The organism is Flavobacterium bizetiae, assembly GCF_902804475.1.
Taxonomy (GTDB): Bacteria; Bacteroidota; Bacteroidia; order Flavobacteriales; family Flavobacteriaceae; genus Flavobacterium; species Flavobacterium bizetiae.
On sequence record NZ_CADCSU010000139.1, the window covers coordinates 20382 to 40535 of the forward strand.

The window sequence follows — 20154 nt, forward strand, 5'->3', positions numbered from 1 at the left end:
GATTGTTTAATTATTATTGCTTTTTATTCGCTAATCAATTGTGCCAATTGTTTAGTAAGGCTTTTTCTTGAATATTGTTGTAAACCAACACCATGAGATTGTAATTTCCCTTCCAAAAATTGATTATAAAAGTCCAAAATTACACTTTTTAACTTCGCTTTTTCAGAATAATCAAAAAATACTCCTGTATTAGTTTCTTTGATGATATCCGCGAAATCTGATCCGTTTGGTCCAATGGCGATTATGGGGCGATTTGAGACTATGTATTCGAACAATTTACCCGGAATAATGCTTTTAGTATCTTCAGAATTAATCTCGATTAAAAGCAAAACCTGGGATTTTTTTTGATGTGCAATGGCTTCGCGATGCGATACATATCCTAAAAGATTCAAATAATCATTTAGATTAAAAGCTGCAATAGCGTCTAAAACTTCCTGACTTACTGCTCCTATCAATTTAATTTCTAAATGCGATTTAAAATCCGGAATCTCCTGAAGTAATTCTACAAGACATTCCCATAAAAACTTCGGATTTCTATCAGACAAAAATGAGCCGATATGCGCTAAAGTAAATTTAGTATCGAGAGTTTGCTTTTCTACATTTTCGATATCATAACCATTCGTAATTACCGAAATTGGCTTATTGGTAATCGCCTGAAATTCGGTTTTAGTCGTTTTACTGGTTACGATAATGGTATCAGCTGTATTTAATACTTTATGTTCAAGAGTTTTGTGCTTTTTAGCAGCATAACCTGATAAACGTAAAGCTTTATGATACCCAATTGTTGTCCACGGATCACGAAAATCTGCAAACCATTTTACATTTAATTTTTCCTTTAATTCTAAACCTATTAAATGCAAACTATGCGGTGGCCCGGAAGTTACAATGGTATCAATATTATTTTCTTTAATGTATTTCTCAAGATAAGCCACAGAGGGTTTTACCCAAAAAACACGGGCATCGGGAATAAATAGATTTCCACGAATCCAAAGAAAGGTTTTATCTAAGAAAGTTTGTTTTTTCTTATGAGGAAAAATTCCGGAACTAATTTTCTTGGTTTTATTTTTCGAAAAAACAGAAGCCAATTGATAAGGCTCCCAAATTTTATTTTTCAGAATAATTGCCTTATCAGATATCTGATCAACTAAACCTTCATCAATGATAGGGTAAGTTGGATTTTCAGGAACGTAAACAATAGGCTGAACGCCAAATTCAGGTAAATACTTTACAAATTTTAACCAGCGTTGTACACCAGGTCCTCCGGCAGGAGGAAAATAATAAGTAATGATTAAAAGTTTTTTTTGTTCCAATTTTATTTAATTTCTGAAAATATCAGTTTATGCAGATTAAGAATGTTATTCTGAATTATTATTTGCTTTTCTAAGTTCTTCGATATCTAAAATATCCTTCGGTCTGTTTGATGCTTTTTTAGCAATTATTAAATTATCGTAATCAATAAAATAAACTGGAGTTTCACCTATCATTACGATTGTAGCATCTTCTAGCAATGATGAAAAAGATTTATCTTCCAGACCTTTTACAGCAGTCATTACATCTAATCTCAAACCGTAGCTTAAACTAAAATCTGTCCAACCCGGAATAAACTGCATTGTTTCTATAGTTTCAAAATCTCCTAAATTAATTGACTTTAAAGCTTTTCTTAAATTAATCCTATTTTCAATTGTATCCTCTAAATAAATATCAATATCACCGGTACTTCTATTATAGCCATAAATATTTACAGCAAATCCACCAATAGTTATGTATTTAACTTTGTTTTCAAAAAAACTATTCCAAATAGCAATTATTTGCTCATTCATCGTTTTTTAGATTGGATTACTTTAGCTATTTTAAGCGTATAAGAAACTTCAATTAGAACCATTAATCTTTCTAATCTTTCTAAATAAGAAAGTGATCTTATTTCAGCTATTCTCTTAGCTTCCAACTCTTGTGGAGTACCAAAACTTAACACGTTCTTTTTCATTGTTCAGTCTTTTAAATACGTAGCAAAGATAATAAATGATACATAATCGTAGATATGAAAGAAAATCAAATTTTACTTTTTAGCAACAGACTTCTTTCTTTCCAAATAAATTCCACCAATCAACAATAAGAACATTCCAATTGAACTGATCAAAGTAATTATACTTCCGGTTTTAACAACCTGAGGCTCAAATTTAAACTCGATAGTATGATTTCCACCAGGAATTTCCATAGCTCTTAAAACATAATCAACAGGGAAATGAGTTGTTAATTCACCATCGATATATGCATTCCAGCCATTTTTATAATAAATCTCAGAAAAAACAGCTAAACCATCTTTCTTATTATCTGATTTGTATTTAATATAATTTGGTTTGTATTGTACTACTTTAATTGTTCCGGTTGTATCCCACTCCTTCTTTAAACGAGCGCTTCTAAATTTACCTTCGTGTTCACGAACATTAAAAACGGCTACTTTTTTAGTATCAATATTGTCTAAAGCCTTCATGACATCATCTGGCTTATTGACCAATTTTACAGTACTTACAAACCAGGCATTTCCGTTTGTATTTGGATTTATAGTCGGGAATTCTTTTCCTTCTTTATCAGTTTGGATGATGTATTTTACATTCAGCATATCCAGAACTTCCATATTGTTTTTTGCAATCTGGTAATCGAATAACTGCTGCATTCTTCTCGGTTTTGCTGCATGATATCCTCCCAACGAATGGTGGAAATAAGAAGCACGCGCACTTGACATGTTTCCGTTTACTTCAAAAACTCTGTAATGCGTTGTATCTTTTAAGATTTGGGCATCAGATGGCGTTTCCTGAAACGGAGCTGCAATTTGCGCAGGACTCACAAAATCTTTAGCCGAAACATATTTTTTATCTACAAAGAACAAATCGAAAATCATTAAAAGACCAACGATAATCAAGGTAGTATTTTGAGCCAATTTGTTTTTAATGAACAACCACAAGATTCCAAAAGTCAACACGATAAAAAATCCTGAACGCAATAAATCAGCAGAATACAATGTCATTCTGTCTTCTTTTAAAGCATCAACAAAAGCTGGCCCGTAACTTTGCAAGAAGTAATTATCGTTGCTTCCTGTAAAATGAAACATGCTTTTAGCAAAAACTAAGATTATGATTATTCCCATACCAAAAACACCCGTTTGTACAAGTGCTTTTTGCTGTAATTTAGGTTCATCTTTCGCTTTAAAGAAAGATTGTAGTCCCATGATAGCCAGAACAGGAAAACACAATTCAAGAATAACCTGAATCGATGACACAGCTCTAAATTTATCATACATTGGTACGTAATCAATAAAAAAGTCGGTCAGTAAAGCGAAGTTTTTACCCCATGAAAGCACTAAAGAAACTAATGCTCCTGCAAGAAATACGTATTTTATTTTTCTATCATCAATAAATAATGCCAGAACTCCTAAAAAGAAAACAACCACACCAATATAGGCCGGAGCTGCCACAATAGGCTGATCTCCCCAATATGTCGGCATTCCGGACACAAAATCCTGAGCCTGCTCTGAAGGCACACCTTGCTCGATCATAAACGAATACATACGGCTGTCTGTACCTACATTTTCATGATTAGAACCTCCAAATAATCTTGGCGCAATCAGGTTAAAACTTTCCGGAATTCCGTAACTGTATTCTGTAATATATTCGCGGCTTAAAGCATTTTCATTTGTCTTTTTAGATCCGTCAGGATTAAAAGTCAATTCGCTGTTACTACGAGTACTAAATTTAGCATATTCGCTTGTTGCCATTAAATTGGTAGAATTGGCACCAATGGCAAAAATTCCCGCTACAGCCAAAACGCCAATAGCAGTTAAGAGCGGTTTATATTCTTTTTCTTTTATAAAATTAAAAGCAAAATAACCTGATAATATCAATAAGAAAATCAATAAATAATAGGTCATTTGAAAGTGGTTCGCATTAATTTCTAATGCAACCGCAAACATGGTGAGTAATCCTCCCCAAATATATTTTTTCTGAAAAACCAGTATAAATCCGGCAATAACAAGTGGCATATAAGCAATTGCATGTGCTTTTGCATTATGTCCTACTCCAAGAATTATAATTAAATAGGTAGAAAAACCAAAGGCAATGGCTCCAATAAAAGCTTTTAGAGGATCGGTTTTTAAGACTAATAATAAGCCGTAAAAACCTAAGAAATATAAAAATAAGTAATCTGCAGGACGTGGTAAAAAACGTAACACATCATCTAAATGTCCAATAAAATCGTTTGGGTAATTTGCCCCCAATTGATAGGTTGGCATACCACCAAATGCTGAATTTGTCCAATAAGGCTCAGAATGCTCTGTAGCTCTAAAATCATTTTGTTCCTTCGCCATTCCGGTATATTGGGCAATATCCGATTGGAAGATTTGTTTTCCCTGTAAAACGGGGTAAAAATAAATTAAAGAAACGATAATAAAGCCCAATATAACAAGGGCATGCGGATAGAACTTATTTACTATTTTCAATTGAAACTGGTTTGGGTTAAATGATGAATCCTATAACTCTAGGACACAAACTTAATCTATTTCTTCGTAATCAACATAATCGCCCACCTTTTTGGTTTCGCGTGGCTTTTTTGCATTGGCCGTATCGATAATAATTTCATCATTATTCGAACGTGTTTTTTGCCATGTAGTATCCTGACTATATTGTTGTTGTCTCTGAAAATTCTCTCCTGCTTTTTCAACTGCTTTCTTTACCAATACCGGTAAAAATATTTTAGCTAAAAATTTAAAAATATAATAAAACGCAATAATCCACATTATCGTTTTAAACAAATTTGTAAAAGATGCTTCTTGCATGATCATATAATTTTTTTCCAAAATTAATAAATCCATTGTTTAAAATTAAAATATCAATCTTAAATAAATAATAAAATATAGTACATTTGAAATGCGTTATTACTTTTTAATCAAAAAAAACGTTTATGTTAAAAAATAAAAACTTATTTATTGCAGCTCTTTGTTTAGTTCCCCAACTATTTTTCGCGCAGTATACTGATGTTATTAACTCTAATCGTCCTGGTGAAACAATGTCTGCTTATGCAGTTGGAAAATCTGTAATTCAGGCAGAACTTGGTATTTACGGCATCAAAGAAAAACATGATTTATTAGATTATGATGCAAGTGGTTTTGGTACAGATTTAACCCTGCGTTATGGTGCTTTTCTGGAAAAACTAGAATTGATTCTGGACATACAATATCAAATGGAAAATTTTGATACTCCCTACACCAGCTACAAAAAGAATAATTTTAGACAAACCGTTTTAGGAGCAAAATATTTAGTTTACGATCCTTATAAAAACTACAAAAAAGAAGCTAATATTTATAGTTATAAAGCCAATCATAGTTTTAACTGGCATGAATTAATTCCTGCAGTTTCTATTTTTGCCGGAGCTAATTTTACTGGTGCTGACAATCCGTATTACTTTTCACCACAATCTGCTATATCGCCAAAAGTGGCTTTGATTACCCAAAATTTATTTGGCGGCGGAAAATGGGTTTTTGTAACCAACATTATTGCCGATTACATTACAACAGATTATCCTAGTTATGGTTACGTATTGACATTAACTCACGGATTTAATGATAAATGGTCCGGATTTGTTGAAAATCAGGGTTACAAAAGCGATTTCTACAGTGATGCAATTGTTCGTGGAGGAGCGGCTTATTTAATCAACTCTAATCTTCAGGTGGATGCTTCTGTAAGTACTAATTTCAAGAATACGCCTTCTGTATTGTATGGTGGAGTTGGAGTTTCCTGGCGTTATGACGGAAGTTATAAAGAAAAGCAAATGGAATTTAAAGGAAAAGAAAAAGCCAAAAAAAATAAGGATAATCAGATGGAACAAAGAGAAATCGATTATCAGGCCAAAGAAAGAAAACGTAAATCGAAATACGAATAAATTTTAATAATCAACTTCTCTAAATAAAGAGACAATTTACATACTGAATCTTAATGATTACAATTAAAGAAGCCAAAACCAAAAAGGAATTAACCGACTATGTCAAATTTCCGTTTTCTCTGTATAAAGACAATCCGTATTGGGTTCCGCCTATTATAGCAGATGAATTAGAATCTTTTGACAAAACAAAAAATCCTGCTTTTGATAACGCCGAAGCTTATTTTTACTTAGCATACAAAGACAATAAAATTGTTGGAAGAATTACTGCCATCATCAATTGGGCCGAAGTCAATAATCAGCATAAAAGAAAAGTTCGTTTTGGATGGTTTGATGTTATAGATGATATTGAAGTTACAAAGGCTTTACTAGAAAAAGTATACGAATTAGGAAGACAACATAACCTGGAGCATGTTGAAGGCCCAATGGGTTTTTCTAACCTTGATAAAGTGGGTGTGCTTACAGAAGGTTACGATCAAATGGGAACCATGATTACGTGGTATAACAATCCGTATTATGTAACTCATTTTGAACAATTGGGCTTTCAGGTAGAAAAGGAATATATCGAAAGTGTTTTTCCGTTTTCGAATGTTAAACCTGAATTTTTCCTTAAAGCACAGGAATTGATTAAAAAAAGATACGGTTTAAGATCCCTGACTTTTACAAAAACAAAAGACATTATGCCGCATGTAGACAAAATGTTTGATTTGTTTAATGATTCTTATGCGAAACTTGCTTCTTTTGTAGCCATTTCTGACGTTCAAAAGGAATATTTTAAAAAGAAATACATCAGCTTCATCAATCCGGAATATATCAAATTTGTAGTCGATAAAGATGATAATCTGGTAGCTTTTAGTATTGTAATGCCAAGTTTTTCTGAGGCTTTACAAAAAGCGAAAGGAAAACTATTCCCTTTTGGATTTATCCATTTATTAAGAGCCCGTAAAAAGAGTAAAGATGTTGTTTTTTACCTTATCGGAGTTCATCCGGATTATCAAAATAAAGGAGTTACAGCCATCATTTTTGATGAATATTATAAAACTTTTTCCGAAAAAGGAATTCAGACTTGTATCAGAACTCCTGAATTAGCAGATAATACAGCGATTCATTTACTATGGAAAAACTTTGATCCAAAAATTCACTGTCAGAGAAAAACGTATTTGAAATATCTTTAATAAAGTATTCATTCGAAGCATTAAATTAGCACAGCCATACATAATTCAAAAACAATAAATGTCTAAAATTGAAACTTGTGATGAATGTAAAAGTGAATTCTATAAAGATTCTTCTTTAATGCAAAATTTATGTCCTGAATGTTCAAACATTTTATACGGATATAAAAATTGTGAGCATGAATTTACAAATCAACGTTGTATAAAATGCTATTGGAACGGCAATTCAAATGATTATTTAGATAAAATTAAATCAAAGAAATAAGTTATTATTTTTTTTAATGCTAATAAAAAATCCATTCGTTCTAGAATGGATTTTTTATTTAGTAATTTACTCTACTTTAGGTTTACAGTCTACTTTTGTAAGAACCATTTTCGGATCGAATTTTAATTTCTTTTTATCTTTAAAAATTACTTTTCCGTTTGCTTCTGCTACATCTCCGTAACCTTCAATAAAAGTGTTTTCTCTTTTTAGAAAAGCAACTTCTCTAACTGATGAAGTTCCTTCAGACATAAAAGTATAATCTGCTATTAAAGTATCTCCTTTCATGTTTCCTATTAAGGTTCCTTCGTTTTTATCTTTTTGATATAACTTATACGTTAGTTTTCCATTTACTTCCTGATGCGAATTCACATTAAAACTCAATTCAACATTACTGCTATCATTTGAAAAAGCAAAACACTGATCTCCTGAAGGTTCTGCAATTTCAGCTGCTTTAGGAGGATTTGGTGCTATTTCCGGCACAGGTTCTGTCTTTTTACAAGAGACAAAAACAACTAAAACAATTACGGTTATGGCTAATACTTTTTTCATATTTTTTATTTTTACTGTGGTTTATGAGTATAAATTTAGTTGAAATAAAAAAAATCCATTCGCATAACGAATGGATTTTTTTACATAATTCCCATATTAGGAATTTATTCTCTAGAAATTAAGCATCTAAATCTACTGTAGTTCTGCTTGCAATTTCTTTATAAGTACCGTTTTCTAATTTTTCACGAATTGCTTCAAATGCTGTTAACGTTTCGTCGATATCAGCTAAAGTATGTGAAGTTGTTGGAATCATTCTTAACAAAATTATTCCTTTTGGAATTACCGGATAAATTACGATCGACAAGAAAATACCGTAGTTCTCTCTTAAGTCGTTCACCATAACCATTGCTTCAGGCACACTTCCTTGTAAATATACTGGTGTTACACAAGTATTTGTATCTCCAATATTAAAGTTTCTTGAACGTAATCCGTTTTGTAATGCATTTACGTTTTCCCAAAGTTTATCTTTCAATTCCGGGTGATTACGCAATAATTCTAAACGTTTTAATGATCCAATTGTTTGAATCATTGGCAATGCTTTTGCAAACATTTGAGAACGCAAGTTGTATTTCAAATAATCAATAATATCCTGATCAGCAGCTACAAAAGCTCCAATATTAGCCATTGATTTTGCAAAAGTAGAGAAGTAAACGTCAATACCGTCCTGAACTCCCTGCTCTTCACCTGCTCCGGCTCCTGTTTTACCAAGAGTACCAAAACCGTGGGCATCATCTACTAATAAACGGAAATTATATTTTTCTTTTAAGGCTACAATTTCTTTTAATTTACCTTGTTGTCCTCTCATTCCAAAAACACCTTCGGTAATAAATAAAATTCCACCACCTGTTTCTGTTGCCATTTTAGTAGCACGTTGCAGGTTTTTCTCCATACTTTCAAGATCATTGTGTTTGTAAGTAAAACGTTTACCCATGTGTAAACGAACACCATCAATGATACAAGCGTGAGAATCTACATCATATACAATAATATCGTTTTTAGTTACCAATGCATCAATGATAGATACCATTCCCTGGTAACCAAAATTCAATAAATAAGCTGCTGGTTTCATTACGAATTCAGCTAATTCATTTTCTAATTGTTCGTGGTATTTAGTATGACCTGACATCATACGAGCTCCCATTGGGTAAGCAGCACCGTACTGAGTAGCAGCATCAATATCTGCCTGACGAACCTCTGGATGATTAGCAAGACCTAAATAGTCATTCAAACTCCAATTTAAAATATCTTTTCCACCAAATTTCATTCTTGGACCAAGTTCCCCTTCTAATTTAGGGAATACAAAATATCCCTCAGCTTGTGAAGCCCATTTTCCTAATGGTCCTTTATTGTTCTGAATTCTTTCGAATAAATCTTTTACCATAAATATATTTTGAAGTAATAATTTTAATTTATACAGGGTGCAAAAATAATGATTATTATTCTAAAATCGAGTTTGCCCTTTATTTTTATTAAAAATAATCAGATAACATCGATCAAATCGTATTTGTTTCTAACGCTTCCCGACTATAAATAGATTTAGAATTAAAAGAATTTTAAATTTTATACTAATTATATTTTGCAACATGATTTTTATCATTATAAAAGATAAGTTCATCCCTTACTTTTACATTGTATTAAAAACAAAGCTAAATTGACTTTAAACAAACTTATATATTAACAACAAACAGCAAACCATAAACTAAAAATTACGCATTTTAAATAGATTGATTCATTAGTAAGAGATAAGGGTGATTATAATTAATCGGCCCTTATTTTTTTTATTCTAAGTTCTGATATAATAATCAAAATCAAACCTAAAACGATAAATGCGCTTGCCGCAAAAATTGATTCGTAATAAAAAGGCAATAAACCAATATTGAAGTAAAAAAGTCCGCCCTGCAGAAACAGTATTATTTCTGTGAAAATATATCCCACAATAAAACACTTTACACCTGATCGAACTAAAGAAGAATTTGCTGAAAGTAATTTATTCTGAAACAGAATCCCAAACAAAAATCCTGTAATAATTCCTAAAGTGGTTAAATGAATAAAACCTATTACAAAACCTCTAATTTGGTGTGAAGACGAAGCGATATCAGGAATCAAAAGCAGCAACTGAACAATAATTTTAAGAAATAAAGAACAGATTGCTAAACTATATACCATTTTTGCCGTAGCACTTAAACTAGCTTTAAACCACGAAATTTGTGCCTTTAGCATTTTATAAAAATATACAAATGCAATAAGCTGCAACACTATACCAACGGCATTAACAATGCTTATCAAATTATTTTTTACATACCAACTGACAGGAAATGCAACTGTTACTATTGTTGAGACGATTAGCAAAATAAAAAATACCTTAAACTGTTCTTTGTCTATTTCATTTTTAAACTGTTTTAAAAACAAAGCCAAAACAGCCAATAAAAACCATCCATTAAATTGAAAGTGAAGAAAAAACTGAATGGCAATTTGATATAAAATGCCATGTTTACCCACCATACCTATTATTGGTCCTAAACTCCAAACCCCAACAGTAGACAAAATCATGAATAGAATGGCTCCTAAAAGTAACTTTTTGTCTGTTCGCTTACCTTTACAACAATCCCTCCAAACCAGGCCACAAAAAACATAGCTAAGCAAAATATGCAATGTCGAAAACACAATAGAAAATAAAGCATATCCCTGAACAGAAAAAGAAATCATCATACCTACAACCGAAAATTCTGTAAGCCAAAACAATTGATTATAAATGGGTTTACTGCTTTTATGTTTTGGAATAAAAAAATGAACAATCAAAACGTAAATCATCAAATACGTCCAGCCTAACATGGCTACATGAGAATGAGCATGAAGCAAAAAGCTGTAATTTATATGTTTTACAGGAAACAAATAATAAAAACGCATCAATAACCCCATCAATGAGGCTATCAGAAAATTAAAAAAACAAACTATTATCCAGCTTTTTTGTACGCTTATCTTAGTCAGGAACTTCATTTTTTAGCGAAATTAAAAGTATTTCAGTGAAATTCAATTATAATTAATTTAAAAAAGCACTGATAAGTTAGAGACTCGTCAGTGCTTTTTTATAAACCCGTTTTAAGAAAACTCTTTTTCTAAAATTACTGCTTTAGGGAACAATATATTATTTTCTAAATGAATATGCGTATGGAGATTTTCTTCAAACTCTCTTAGCATGGCAAATGTTACTTTATAGGTAGTACATCCATCAGCTGGTGCTGTGTAATTATTAGTAAGATTAGAAATTTCATTAAATCTTTCTCCTTCTACCTCATGTTCATGCGTCATCATGGCAATTGGGTTAGCAACCGATCCAAAAGGCGGCTGAAGAACAGCTTCGTCTCTTTCTTTAGCTTTTACCATGTTTTTGATAAACGGAAACAAAACTTGTTCTTCTTTTTTCATGTGCTGCGATAATTCAGTAACACATTGGTTAAACAATTCATTTATCTTAAACAATTCTTCATGTCGTCCTCCGTGCACATTGCAAAGTTTATTTAAAAACTGCATGATAATAACCGATTTATCTACAACATATCTATGATGTGTTTTTTCGATATAGTCTGCCAATAAATCCAAAGGCCACGAGTTAAAATCAATGACATTTGAATCTTCTGCAAGTAAAACTTCATTAAGTTTTTTTAGTAAAACTCTCGTATCAATTCCTTGTTTTAAACAAACCTCATTGATGGTTTTACCTCCTTTGCAGCAAAAATCGATTTTGTATTTTGTAAATACCGCTGCTGTTCTAAAATCTTCTGTCACAAATGAACCTACTGTTTTATCTCTTAAATTCTCCATTTTTTTATTTTTTTTGATATTACACACAATAAAAGACAAATTAATCTTTTATTAGTTTAAGAAAAAACTCTAACCCAAAAAGCAGGATTAGAGTCCTTGTTATTTATTCAACAATTAAAACACCTTTCATCATCGCAAAGTGCCCAGGGAAAGAACATAAGAAATTATATGTTCCTTTTTTATCAATAGTAAATTCGATTGTATCTTGTTCTCCTCCACCCAATAATTTGGTATGAGCAATAATTGAAGATTTTTCTGAAGCTGGAATATAATCTGTTTCCTGAGCTGCAGCAGCTTTAACAGCAAAATCTGCTTCATTGGTTCCTTCCTGCAAAATCACAATATTATGTCCCATTGCCTGTTTAGGTATTTTACCAATATGTTTAAGCGTTAAAGTAATTGGTTTTCCGGCTTCGGCTCTTAATTCTTTAGTATTAAACTGCATTTGATCATCTCCTGTAATAACTAAAACATTACTGGCTGCTGCAGGATGCCCTTCATCAGATGTAGTTTCGTTTATTTCTGTTGGCTCTTCGGTGGTTGCAGCATCTTTTTTACCGCAAGAAGTTATTGCTAAACATCCCATTAGCAATACAATCGAAATTCTATTTTTTTTATTCATCAGTAAGTATTTAAATTTTTATTATTCTCTATCGTTTATTCTAAGAAAAAAATCACCCGTTTTAACTCCAGAAGCAAGCTGTTCTAATGTGGTATTAGTAAGCATCTCTAAAAGCAATTCACGTACCTTTTTAAACTCTTTATGCACCGGACAGGGTTTAATTTCTGAACATTCTTTTAATCCTATACCGCAACCTTTATATATAGTATCTCCATCGATCGCATCAACAATCTGAATTAATTTGATCGATTTTACAGCATTATCAGAAACTTCAAAGCCGCCTCCTACTCCTTTTGATGATTCGATGATTCCGTTTTTAGTCAAAATTTGCATTATTTTGGCTGTAAAAGGTTCTGGCGAATCAATTTCTTTGGCAACATCTTTTATACCAACCCTAATTCCTTTTGATGATTTAGTGGCGATAAATATCGAAGCTCTGATTCCGTACTCGCAGGCTTTTGAAAACATAGGAAAATTTGTTGATTGACTACAAATATATTCAAATTCAACATAAAAGACAAATTTATCTTTATTTGTTTTGTTATAAAAATCACCCTTATTTATAACCAAAATAATTAATATGGAACAAAACACTAATTCAGCACCAAATTCTAATAAAAACCAATTTTAGTTTTACCTTTGGAAGTACTAATTTTCCTAACACCTAAAAAATGGCTTTAAGCAACTCAAAAGATCTCAAACTAGCCGTTCTTATTGATGCCGATAATGTGCCTTACAGTAATGTAAAAGGCATGATGGAAGAAATAACAAAATTTGGCACACCAACCACAAAACGTATTTATGCTGATTGGACCAAACCAAATTCTAATGGCTGGAAAGCTGTTTTACTAGAACATGCCATTACCCCTATTCAGCAATATAGCTATACGGTAGGTAAAAATTCATCCGATTCTGCTTTGATTATCGATGCTATGGATTTACTGTATTCCGGAAAACTAGACGGATTTTGCATCGTATCGAGCGATAGCGATTTTACGCGTTTAGCCATAAGACTAAGAGAATCAGGAATGAAAGTAATTGGTATTGGAGAAAAAAAGACTCCAAATTCTTTTATTGTTGCCTGCGACCGATTTATTTATATTGAGGTTCTTGACGGTGCAATCCAAAAGAAAAAACCAAAAACAACTACAGCTACCGATGCTAAAAAACCGGTAGAAAAACCTGCCGAAAAAGCCTTACACAAAATTGATGCACCAACGATTGAACTTATCGAAGCTACAATCGAAGACATCGAAGATGATGATGGCTGGGCATTTTTAGGAGATGTAGGAAACTTAATTGTAAAGAAAAAACCGGAATTCGACCCAAGAAATTATGGCTTTTCTAAACTTACACCCATGCTAAAATCCCTAACTGATATTCTGGAGATCGACGAAAGAGAATCAGATAAAAAGGGCATTAAACATGTTTATGTACGCCTGCGGTTCAATTAATTATTCAACTATTTTTTTTTAAATTTTATAAACATGAGAAAAAAATTCTTCATCTACGGATTCTTATTGTTTCTAATTGTTTTTGCAATCTATCTTAAAACCGATCGTGGTTTTTTACTCGTTATTATCATTCCTATCTTACTGGTTATTGGTATTTATAATGCGCTTCAGGAAAAACACGCTATTTTACGAAACTTCCCGGTTTTGGGCTATTTCAGGTATTTATTCGAAATGATTGCGCCTGAAATTCAGCAATATTTTATCGAAAGATCAACTGACGGAAGACCTTTCTCGAGAAACCAACGTTCTTTAGTGTATCAAAGAGCCAAAAATATTGATTCGAGTACGCCTTTCGGAACACAGCAAAACCTAAACCATGATAGTTATGAGGGAATAAAACATTCTATCTTTCCGGCAAAAGTCAACGAAGAATTACCTCGTGTATTGGTAGGCGGAAAAGATTGTAAACAACCTTATTTAGCGTCTTTATTTAATGTTTCGGCAATGAGTTTTGGTTCATTAAGTGAAAATGCTGTTCGTGCGATCAATATTGGTGCTAAAAAAGGAAACTTCTACCAAAATACAGGAGAAGGTGGTTTAACTGAATTTCATCTTGCCGGCGGCGGAGATATTACCTGGCAAATTGGTACAGGATATTTTGGATGTCGTGATGCAGAAGGAAACTTTAGCCCTGAAAAATTTTCAGAAAAAGCGAATCTTCCTAACGTAAAAATGATCGAAATTAAACTTTCGCAAGGTGCAAAACCAGGTCATGGAGGTGTGCTTCCAGCAGCTAAAAATACGGAGCAAATTGCAAAAATAAGAGGAGTTGAACCTCATACCATGATTCTTTCTCCTCCTGGTCATCATGCTTTTGCTGATATTAAAGGACTTATTCATTTTATTGCGCAATTACGTCAATTATCGAATGGGAAACCTATTGGATTTAAATTATGTATTGGAAACACAGCTGAATTTGAAGCCATTTGCCATGAAATGATTGCCGAAGATATTTACCCTGATTTTATTACTATCGATGGTGCCGAAGGCGGAACAGGAGCTGCTCCGTTAGAATTTGCTGATGGTGTGGGAATGCCTTTTGAACCTGCTTTAATATTTGTAAACAAAACTTTGGTTGGCCTAAATATTCGTGATAAAATACGCATTATTGGTAGCGGAAAAATCATTTCGGGTTACTCCATTTTACACGCCATTGCATTAGGTGCAGACATGTGTAATAGCGCTCGTGGATTTATGTTTTCATTAGGTTGTATTCAGGCTTTACGTTGTCATAATAACGAATGCCCTACCGGAGTTGCTACCCAAAACAAGATGCTAATGAAAGGACTTGTTGTTACCGATAAATCAGATCGTGTGTATCATTTTCATAAAAACACTTTGCATTCTGCCAATGAACTTTTAGCAGCAGCAGGCAAAAACAGTTTTGCCGATGTTGACATCAATATCTTTATGCGTGGTGATGAGTTTGGTCATTTATCCGATTCTTATTTCCCGGATATCTTAACAAATGTTACTAAAAAATAAAAAAACAAGCCTCTTTGCATAATCTCAAAGAGGCTTTATTTTTTGCTCATTTTCTTCAAACTACAATTTTGCAGTTACTTTTTCTTTAGAATCTGCTGTGTTTTCTAAAACTGCCAGTTCTTCTTTATCTACTATTCGTTGCGCAAGAATAGCATTATTATACGCTAAAAAGTACACATCAAATTTTACTCCTTCTTCTATTAATGCTCTCGAAATTTGATCGTTTTTGATCATTTCTTTCAACAAATCAGGAAACGATTCTTTGTAGGTTAATTTATTGGTATCGTTTTCTTCTAAATTGGTTTCAATTCTAATTTCGATTTTGTTGTCATTCAAAAATGCTTTTGCTGTCGTACTCGTAATACCACTGCCTTTTATTGATGACGAATTATTATAAGTACTTACGTGCTCCTGAATTTTTTGCTTGGTATTTTTACAACTTACCATTAACAACACAACAACAGCAATAAATGCGATTTGGGTAATTTTTTTCATAAATTTTTAGGTTTTAGGTTATTTTTTAACTCAAACATAATGAACTTTTTAAACAAAAGCAACATCATTTCACAAAAATAAAGCGTGTAATTATTTGACTACAAATAAATTATCCCAAAATAAACAACCATTTACACTAAACCGGGACTCGTGTCTACTACTTCTACAGTTAAAAAACAAATAAAAAAAGCCGCTTTAAAAACGATTAAAGCGGCTTTGTGCAATTATAAAACTAAACTATTTCTGTAATAATTCATTTATAGATTCTTTATTTATAATCTCTTTTACCAGAACTGTATTGTCACCTGCCAAAAAATAGGCATCAAATTGAATTCCTTCTTCAACAAGTTCTTTAGGGATTTCGTTTTTATTGATCATTTCTTTCAACAGCTTAGGAAACGATTGGTTCGCTTTTATCTTATTCGATTCATTCTGTTCTAAATCAGTTTCAAAACGCAATTCGATTTTATCGTCATTAATATATCCTCTGGCCGTTGTAAGCGTAACATTATCAGCTTTAAAAGTTGCGGCTGTACTATTATAAGTCTTAACATATTCCTGCAATTTTTGTTTTGCATTTTTACAGCTCACCAATACTACAACAAGAGCAAGGACACACGAAATTTGGATAATTCTTTTCATCATAATGCTATTTTTTTAATTTTTGAAGTCTTAAAAGTGCTTCAAGATAATAATAATCTGCATAATTTATAGAACAATCTATTTCGCTTCCGGCAGGTTTATGACCTGTAGAATGTAATAAAAATGCCGAATTAACATCGCGGCTTTGATAATGATCTGAAAGTGAAACAATCATCTTTTTCGATTTTGTCAAATATTCTTTCTTAAGATTTGCATCTTTTGTATACGAACTCAACTCCATAAGTGCCGAAGACACAATAGCAGCAGCCGAAGCATCTCTTGGCTCATTTGGGATTCCCGGCGCATCAAAATCCCAGTACGGAATCAAATCTTCGGTAGTTAATCTGTCTAAATAAACACGCGTTAATTTATGGGCAAAATCTAAAAACTTAGGATCTTTTGTTTCTCTGTAAACCATTGTAAAACCATAAATAGCCCATGCCTGGCCTCTCGCCCACATACTATCGTCGCTATAACCTTGCGCAGTCCTGCCTTTTATTTTTTTACCGGTTTCATAATCGTAAATAATGACATGATACGAACTATAATCTGGTCTAAAATGATTGTTCATCGTCGTTTCGGCATGTTTTACCGCAATGTCATACAACTTTTTATTACCTCCGTTTTTAGAAGCCCAGAAAAGCAATTCCAAATTCATCATATTGTCAATGATCGTATTATGACCACCCATTTTATTGTGAGGCCATGATATTGTAGTGCCCACTTTTGGATTAAATAATGTAGCCAAAGTATCAGCAGTTTTCAGAATAACATCTTTGTATTCCGGATTTTTTGTCAAACGATATCCGTTTCCGAAACTATTAAAAATTTGAAAGCCTAAATCATGATCATTGGCCTTACTAACCGACAAAGGTTTTAAAAACTGACTGAATTTATCCGCCTCTTTTTCCCATTTTTTATCTCCCGTTGCTTCATACAAATACCATAATTCTCCCGGCCAGAATCCGCTTGTCCAATCTTTATAATTGACAAATTTCCAGTCTTTGCTTCCATTAGGAACTGTTCGTGGAGAAGTTCCGTCATCAGGAATTACTTTTAATGTTTTTGATGCTTGTTCTGCACAATATTCGAGTTGTTTTTTTACATTAAACGAGTTGTTTTTTTGAGCATAACTTTGATTTCCTAAAAGAAATACAGCAGCAATCAGGGTAAAAAATTTTACATTCATGTGGTTATTTTTAGTAGATAATTTGTTTAACCGATAAATTTATAAAATAAAGTAAACTTATTTAAATGTTTGTATTTTTCGTTCCCTAAAAGTGTACTATTGATGCCTTTTTTTCTGTTGACCTTTATTAAAGCTACAAGGATTTTCTAGAATTTTAAAAACACAATATATTAAACCAAATGCTTCCTTTTCTTTCTTCCTCTTTGTCAAAGTTTAAAACTTTAACAAAGAGGAATTCCTCAGAATCCTTTAGTATCTACAAATAAAAGATTTAATATAAATTTGTCCCCAAACTTAACTTAGCTTGAAAAGAAAACGACTTTATTACTTCATCATTCTCCTATTCATTATTTTCCTCGGAATCTTCTCCAGAAAATTTAATGCAATCCCCTTGTGTATAGGAGATTTTCTTTACGCTGTTATGATGTATGTTCTGATTAGAATATTACTAATTAATAAAAAAGCAATTCAAATAATGATTACTTCTTTATTAATTTGTTATGCCATCGAATTTTTCCAACTCTATCAATCAGAATGGATTATTGAAATCAGAAAAACTCTTTTTGGGAGATATGTATTAGGACAGGGATTTTTATGGACCGATATTTTGGCCTATACTTTTGGAATTCTGACAGCTTTTACAATCGAAAGAATCACTTTAAGAAACAAACTCTAATCTAGCGTTTGCGTAATTTTATCAATATTCAGACTATTTGCCATTGCCGTAAATATTTGATAATACACGGATTTATTATCATACAGTTCGTCATGAGTTCCTTTTTCGACGCATCTTCCTTGTTCTAAAACAATGATGTTTGCTGCATCAATAATTTGAGAAATACTGTGCGAAATAATAATTACAGTCCTGTCTTTTTTAATAGCATCGAGCGATTTTTTTATTTGCTCTGTTGCTATTGCGTCTAAACTTGCTGTTGGCTCATCTAAGAAAATAATAGGTGGATTTTTTAGAAACAATCTTGCGATAGCAATACGTTGTTGCTGTCCTCCCGAAAGTAAATGCGCATCAGAATCATATCCTTTTGGCAATTGCATCACCTGCTCGTGAATATAAGCTTTCTTGGCCGCTTCTATAATTTCAGTTTGCGTGGCATCGGGTTTTCCGTATAAAATATTTTCTGCAATTGTACCTTTAAAAATGTGATTCTTCTGCAACACCAATCCAATATTTTTGCGCAGAAAATCAGTATTATAATCATTTAAATCTACTCCGTCCAGGTAAATCTTTCCAGATGAAGGCAGGTAAAATTTATCCAATAAATTAATAATAGTACTTTTTCCGGCTCCGCTTAATCCTACCAAAGCAGTAGTTTCATTTGGTTTAATGGTAAAATCAATTCCAAAAAGTGCTTTTGTCCCATTTGGATAAATAAAATCGACATTTTTAACTCCTATAAGTCCTACTATTTTTTCAGGAATATAATTTCCGCTGGTTTCTTTTTCATTATCCGATTCTAAAATATCAAAAAAACCTTCAGAATAAATCAAGGCATCGTTGACTTCATCATAAATACGGTGTAATTGTCTGATTGGTGCAGATACATTATTAAACAACATAATATGAAACATGATCGCACCAATTGTCATCGTATTATTCAGCACAAAATAAGCCGTTAGAATAATGATAATAACAACGCCTATTTGTTCTACAAAGCCTTTTACACTTTCAAAAATAAAACTGGTTTTTCTGGTTTCAAGCTGATTCTCGGTCATTTCAAACTGAATATCTTTATGACGATCTGCTTCCATAGGTTCGCGAACAAATGATTTTATCACCGTTATTGATTCAATTAGACTGATGATTCCGTTATTTTTTGTTTCGCGATAATTACGCATTCTTCGCCTAAAACCACTCAGTTTTGTAGCTTGTAACTGACTTATATAAAAGTAGATCGGAATAATACATAAACTTACCAAACCCACATAAACATTAGCATAAAACATAATCGCCAGAGCCACAAAAGCATTGGCAAACAAAGGCAAAATATCGATAAAAAAGTTCTGAACCAATCGTGTTAAGCTGCTAATTCCTAAATCGATTCTGGTTTGCAGTTTACCGCTTTCATTTTCGTTAGAAGTATAAAACTCCATTCGATAACTCAGAATTTTTTCGACAATTGCCTGAGATATATCCCGCGTAATAAAGATGCGCAGTTTTTCTCCGTAAAATTTCTGACCAAACTGCACCACAGAATATACCAACTCTTTCGAAAGCAAAACGATACTTATTATACCTAATAAATGAAACCCTTCTGATAAAGGTTTATGCGCCACCATTAGATCACTAATAGAATCTACGGTATATTTTAATATTAATGCATTTACCTGAGCCGCAAACGATCCTAAAAAAGTAAGCAGCAAAGTAGCAATAACCATCTTTTTGTAAGGCTTGACAAAAGGAGTTATTTTTTTATATAATAATGATATCTGCATTTATTTTTGTTTCATGTGGC

The 20154-nt window shown here is 32.4% G+C and carries 20 protein-coding genes; 5 read left to right on the forward strand and 15 right to left on the reverse strand.

The genetic code is table 11. The features are described from left to right. Positions 1-23 precede the first annotated feature (23 nt). The 5 genes from FLACOL7796_RS18985 to FLACOL7796_RS19005 all read right to left on the reverse strand — a co-directional run bounded on the left by FLACOL7796_RS18985 (position 24) and on the right by FLACOL7796_RS19005 (position 4864). Positions 24-1310, reverse strand: coding sequence for a glycosyltransferase family 4 protein (locus tag FLACOL7796_RS18985; protein ID WP_173972360.1), 1287 nt, complete (start codon positions 1308-1310; stop codon positions 24-26). 45 nt (positions 1311-1355) lie between these two features. Continuing rightward, entirely contained in the window at positions 1356-1820 is a 465-nt protein-coding gene (locus FLACOL7796_RS18990; RefSeq protein WP_173972362.1) for a DUF6036 family nucleotidyltransferase, read from the reverse strand. Then, a complete protein-coding gene (locus tag FLACOL7796_RS18995; protein WP_173972364.1) occupies positions 1817-1984 on the reverse strand; it encodes a hypothetical protein in 168 nt (55 codons plus the stop codon). Before FLACOL7796_RS18995 ends, FLACOL7796_RS18990 begins: the two co-directional genes overlap by 4 nt. Before the next feature lie 72 nt (positions 1985-2056). After that, positions 2057-4492: a YfhO family protein gene (locus tag FLACOL7796_RS19000; protein WP_173972366.1), complete on the reverse strand. Its 2436-nt coding sequence runs from the start codon at positions 4490-4492 to the stop codon at positions 2057-2059. 51 nt (positions 4493-4543) lie between these two features. Next, a complete protein-coding gene (locus tag FLACOL7796_RS19005) occupies positions 4544-4864 on the reverse strand; it encodes a DUF4834 family protein (protein ID WP_228520363.1) in 321 nt (106 codons plus the stop codon). Between the two features lie 89 nt (positions 4865-4953). Between FLACOL7796_RS19005 and FLACOL7796_RS19010 the strand changes: the two genes are divergently transcribed. Further along, positions 4954-5931 carry a transporter gene (locus FLACOL7796_RS19010; protein WP_173972367.1) on the forward strand — a complete coding sequence of 326 codons (978 nt, stop codon included), beginning with the start codon at positions 4954-4956 and terminating at the stop codon, positions 5929-5931. Positions 5932-5984: 53 nt separating this feature from the next. Then, entirely contained in the window at positions 5985-7103 is a 1119-nt protein-coding gene (locus FLACOL7796_RS19015; RefSeq protein WP_173972369.1) for a GTP cyclohydrolase, read from the forward strand. Between the two features lie 328 nt (positions 7104-7431). Here FLACOL7796_RS19015 and FLACOL7796_RS19020 read toward each other — a convergent pair whose 3' ends face one another. The 6 genes from FLACOL7796_RS19020 to FLACOL7796_RS19045 form a co-directional block, all read right to left on the reverse strand. Next, on the reverse strand, positions 7432-7914 hold the full coding sequence (locus FLACOL7796_RS19020) for a hypothetical protein (RefSeq protein ID WP_173972371.1): 483 nt from the start codon (positions 7912-7914) through the stop codon (positions 7432-7434). A 118-nt stretch (positions 7915-8032) separates the two neighbouring features. Then, positions 8033-9295 carry an aminotransferase class I/II-fold pyridoxal phosphate-dependent enzyme gene (locus FLACOL7796_RS19025; RefSeq protein ID WP_099711537.1) on the reverse strand — a complete coding sequence of 421 codons (1263 nt, stop codon included), beginning with the start codon at positions 9293-9295 and terminating at the stop codon, positions 8033-8035. 377 nt (positions 9296-9672) lie between these two features. Further along, positions 9673-10911, reverse strand: a complete 1239-nt coding sequence (locus FLACOL7796_RS19030; protein WP_173972373.1) for a hypothetical protein — start codon at positions 10909-10911, stop codon at positions 9673-9675. Positions 10912-11013: 102 nt separating this feature from the next. Beyond that, the gene (gene ric, locus FLACOL7796_RS19035) at positions 11014-11736 is read right to left on the reverse strand and encodes an iron-sulfur cluster repair di-iron protein (RefSeq protein WP_173972375.1); all 723 of its coding nucleotides are present in this window, start codon (positions 11734-11736) and stop codon (positions 11014-11016) included. A 103-nt stretch (positions 11737-11839) separates the two neighbouring features. After that, positions 11840-12358, reverse strand: a complete 519-nt coding sequence (gene azu / locus FLACOL7796_RS19040; RefSeq protein ID WP_173972377.1) for an azurin — start codon at positions 12356-12358, stop codon at positions 11840-11842. 21 nt (positions 12359-12379) lie between these two features. Continuing rightward, a complete protein-coding gene (locus tag FLACOL7796_RS19045) occupies positions 12380-12826 on the reverse strand; it encodes an RrF2 family transcriptional regulator (RefSeq protein WP_173972379.1) in 447 nt (148 codons plus the stop codon). A gap of 203 nt (positions 12827-13029) precedes the next feature. Between FLACOL7796_RS19045 and FLACOL7796_RS19050 the strand changes: the two genes are divergently transcribed. Together FLACOL7796_RS19050 and FLACOL7796_RS19055 are read left to right on the forward strand one after the other, a co-directional pair. After that, positions 13030-13812, forward strand: coding sequence for an NYN domain-containing protein (locus tag FLACOL7796_RS19050; RefSeq protein WP_173972381.1), 783 nt, complete (start codon positions 13030-13032; stop codon positions 13810-13812). Positions 13813-13845: 33 nt separating this feature from the next. Then, the gene (locus tag FLACOL7796_RS19055) at positions 13846-15357 is read left to right on the forward strand and encodes an FMN-binding glutamate synthase family protein (RefSeq protein ID WP_173972383.1); all 1512 of its coding nucleotides are present in this window, start codon (positions 13846-13848) and stop codon (positions 15355-15357) included. 60 nt (positions 15358-15417) lie between these two features. Here the strand turns inward: FLACOL7796_RS19055 and FLACOL7796_RS19060 are convergent, their stop codons facing one another. The 3 genes from FLACOL7796_RS19060 to FLACOL7796_RS19070 form a co-directional block, all read right to left on the reverse strand. Further along, the gene (locus FLACOL7796_RS19060) at positions 15418-15852 is read right to left on the reverse strand and encodes a hypothetical protein (protein ID WP_173972384.1); all 435 of its coding nucleotides are present in this window, start codon (positions 15850-15852) and stop codon (positions 15418-15420) included. A gap of 237 nt (positions 15853-16089) precedes the next feature. Continuing rightward, positions 16090-16497: a hypothetical protein gene (locus FLACOL7796_RS19065; RefSeq protein ID WP_173972386.1), complete on the reverse strand. Its 408-nt coding sequence runs from the start codon at positions 16495-16497 to the stop codon at positions 16090-16092. A gap of 4 nt (positions 16498-16501) precedes the next feature. Next, on the reverse strand, positions 16502-17683 hold the full coding sequence (locus FLACOL7796_RS19070; protein WP_173972389.1) for a glycoside hydrolase family 88 protein: 1182 nt from the start codon (positions 17681-17683) through the stop codon (positions 16502-16504). Between the two features lie 391 nt (positions 17684-18074). Between FLACOL7796_RS19070 and FLACOL7796_RS19075 the strand changes: the two genes are divergently transcribed. Beyond that, entirely contained in the window at positions 18075-18359 is a 285-nt protein-coding gene (locus FLACOL7796_RS19075) for a ribosomal maturation YjgA family protein (RefSeq protein WP_262889173.1), read from the forward strand. On the opposite strand, the gene FLACOL7796_RS19080 is transcribed toward FLACOL7796_RS19075, so the two are convergent. Further along, positions 18356-20134: an ABC transporter ATP-binding protein gene (locus FLACOL7796_RS19080; RefSeq protein WP_173972392.1), complete on the reverse strand. Its 1779-nt coding sequence runs from the start codon at positions 20132-20134 to the stop codon at positions 18356-18358. The genes FLACOL7796_RS19075 and FLACOL7796_RS19080 overlap by 4 nt on opposite strands. Between the last annotated feature and the right edge of the window lie 20 nt (positions 20135-20154).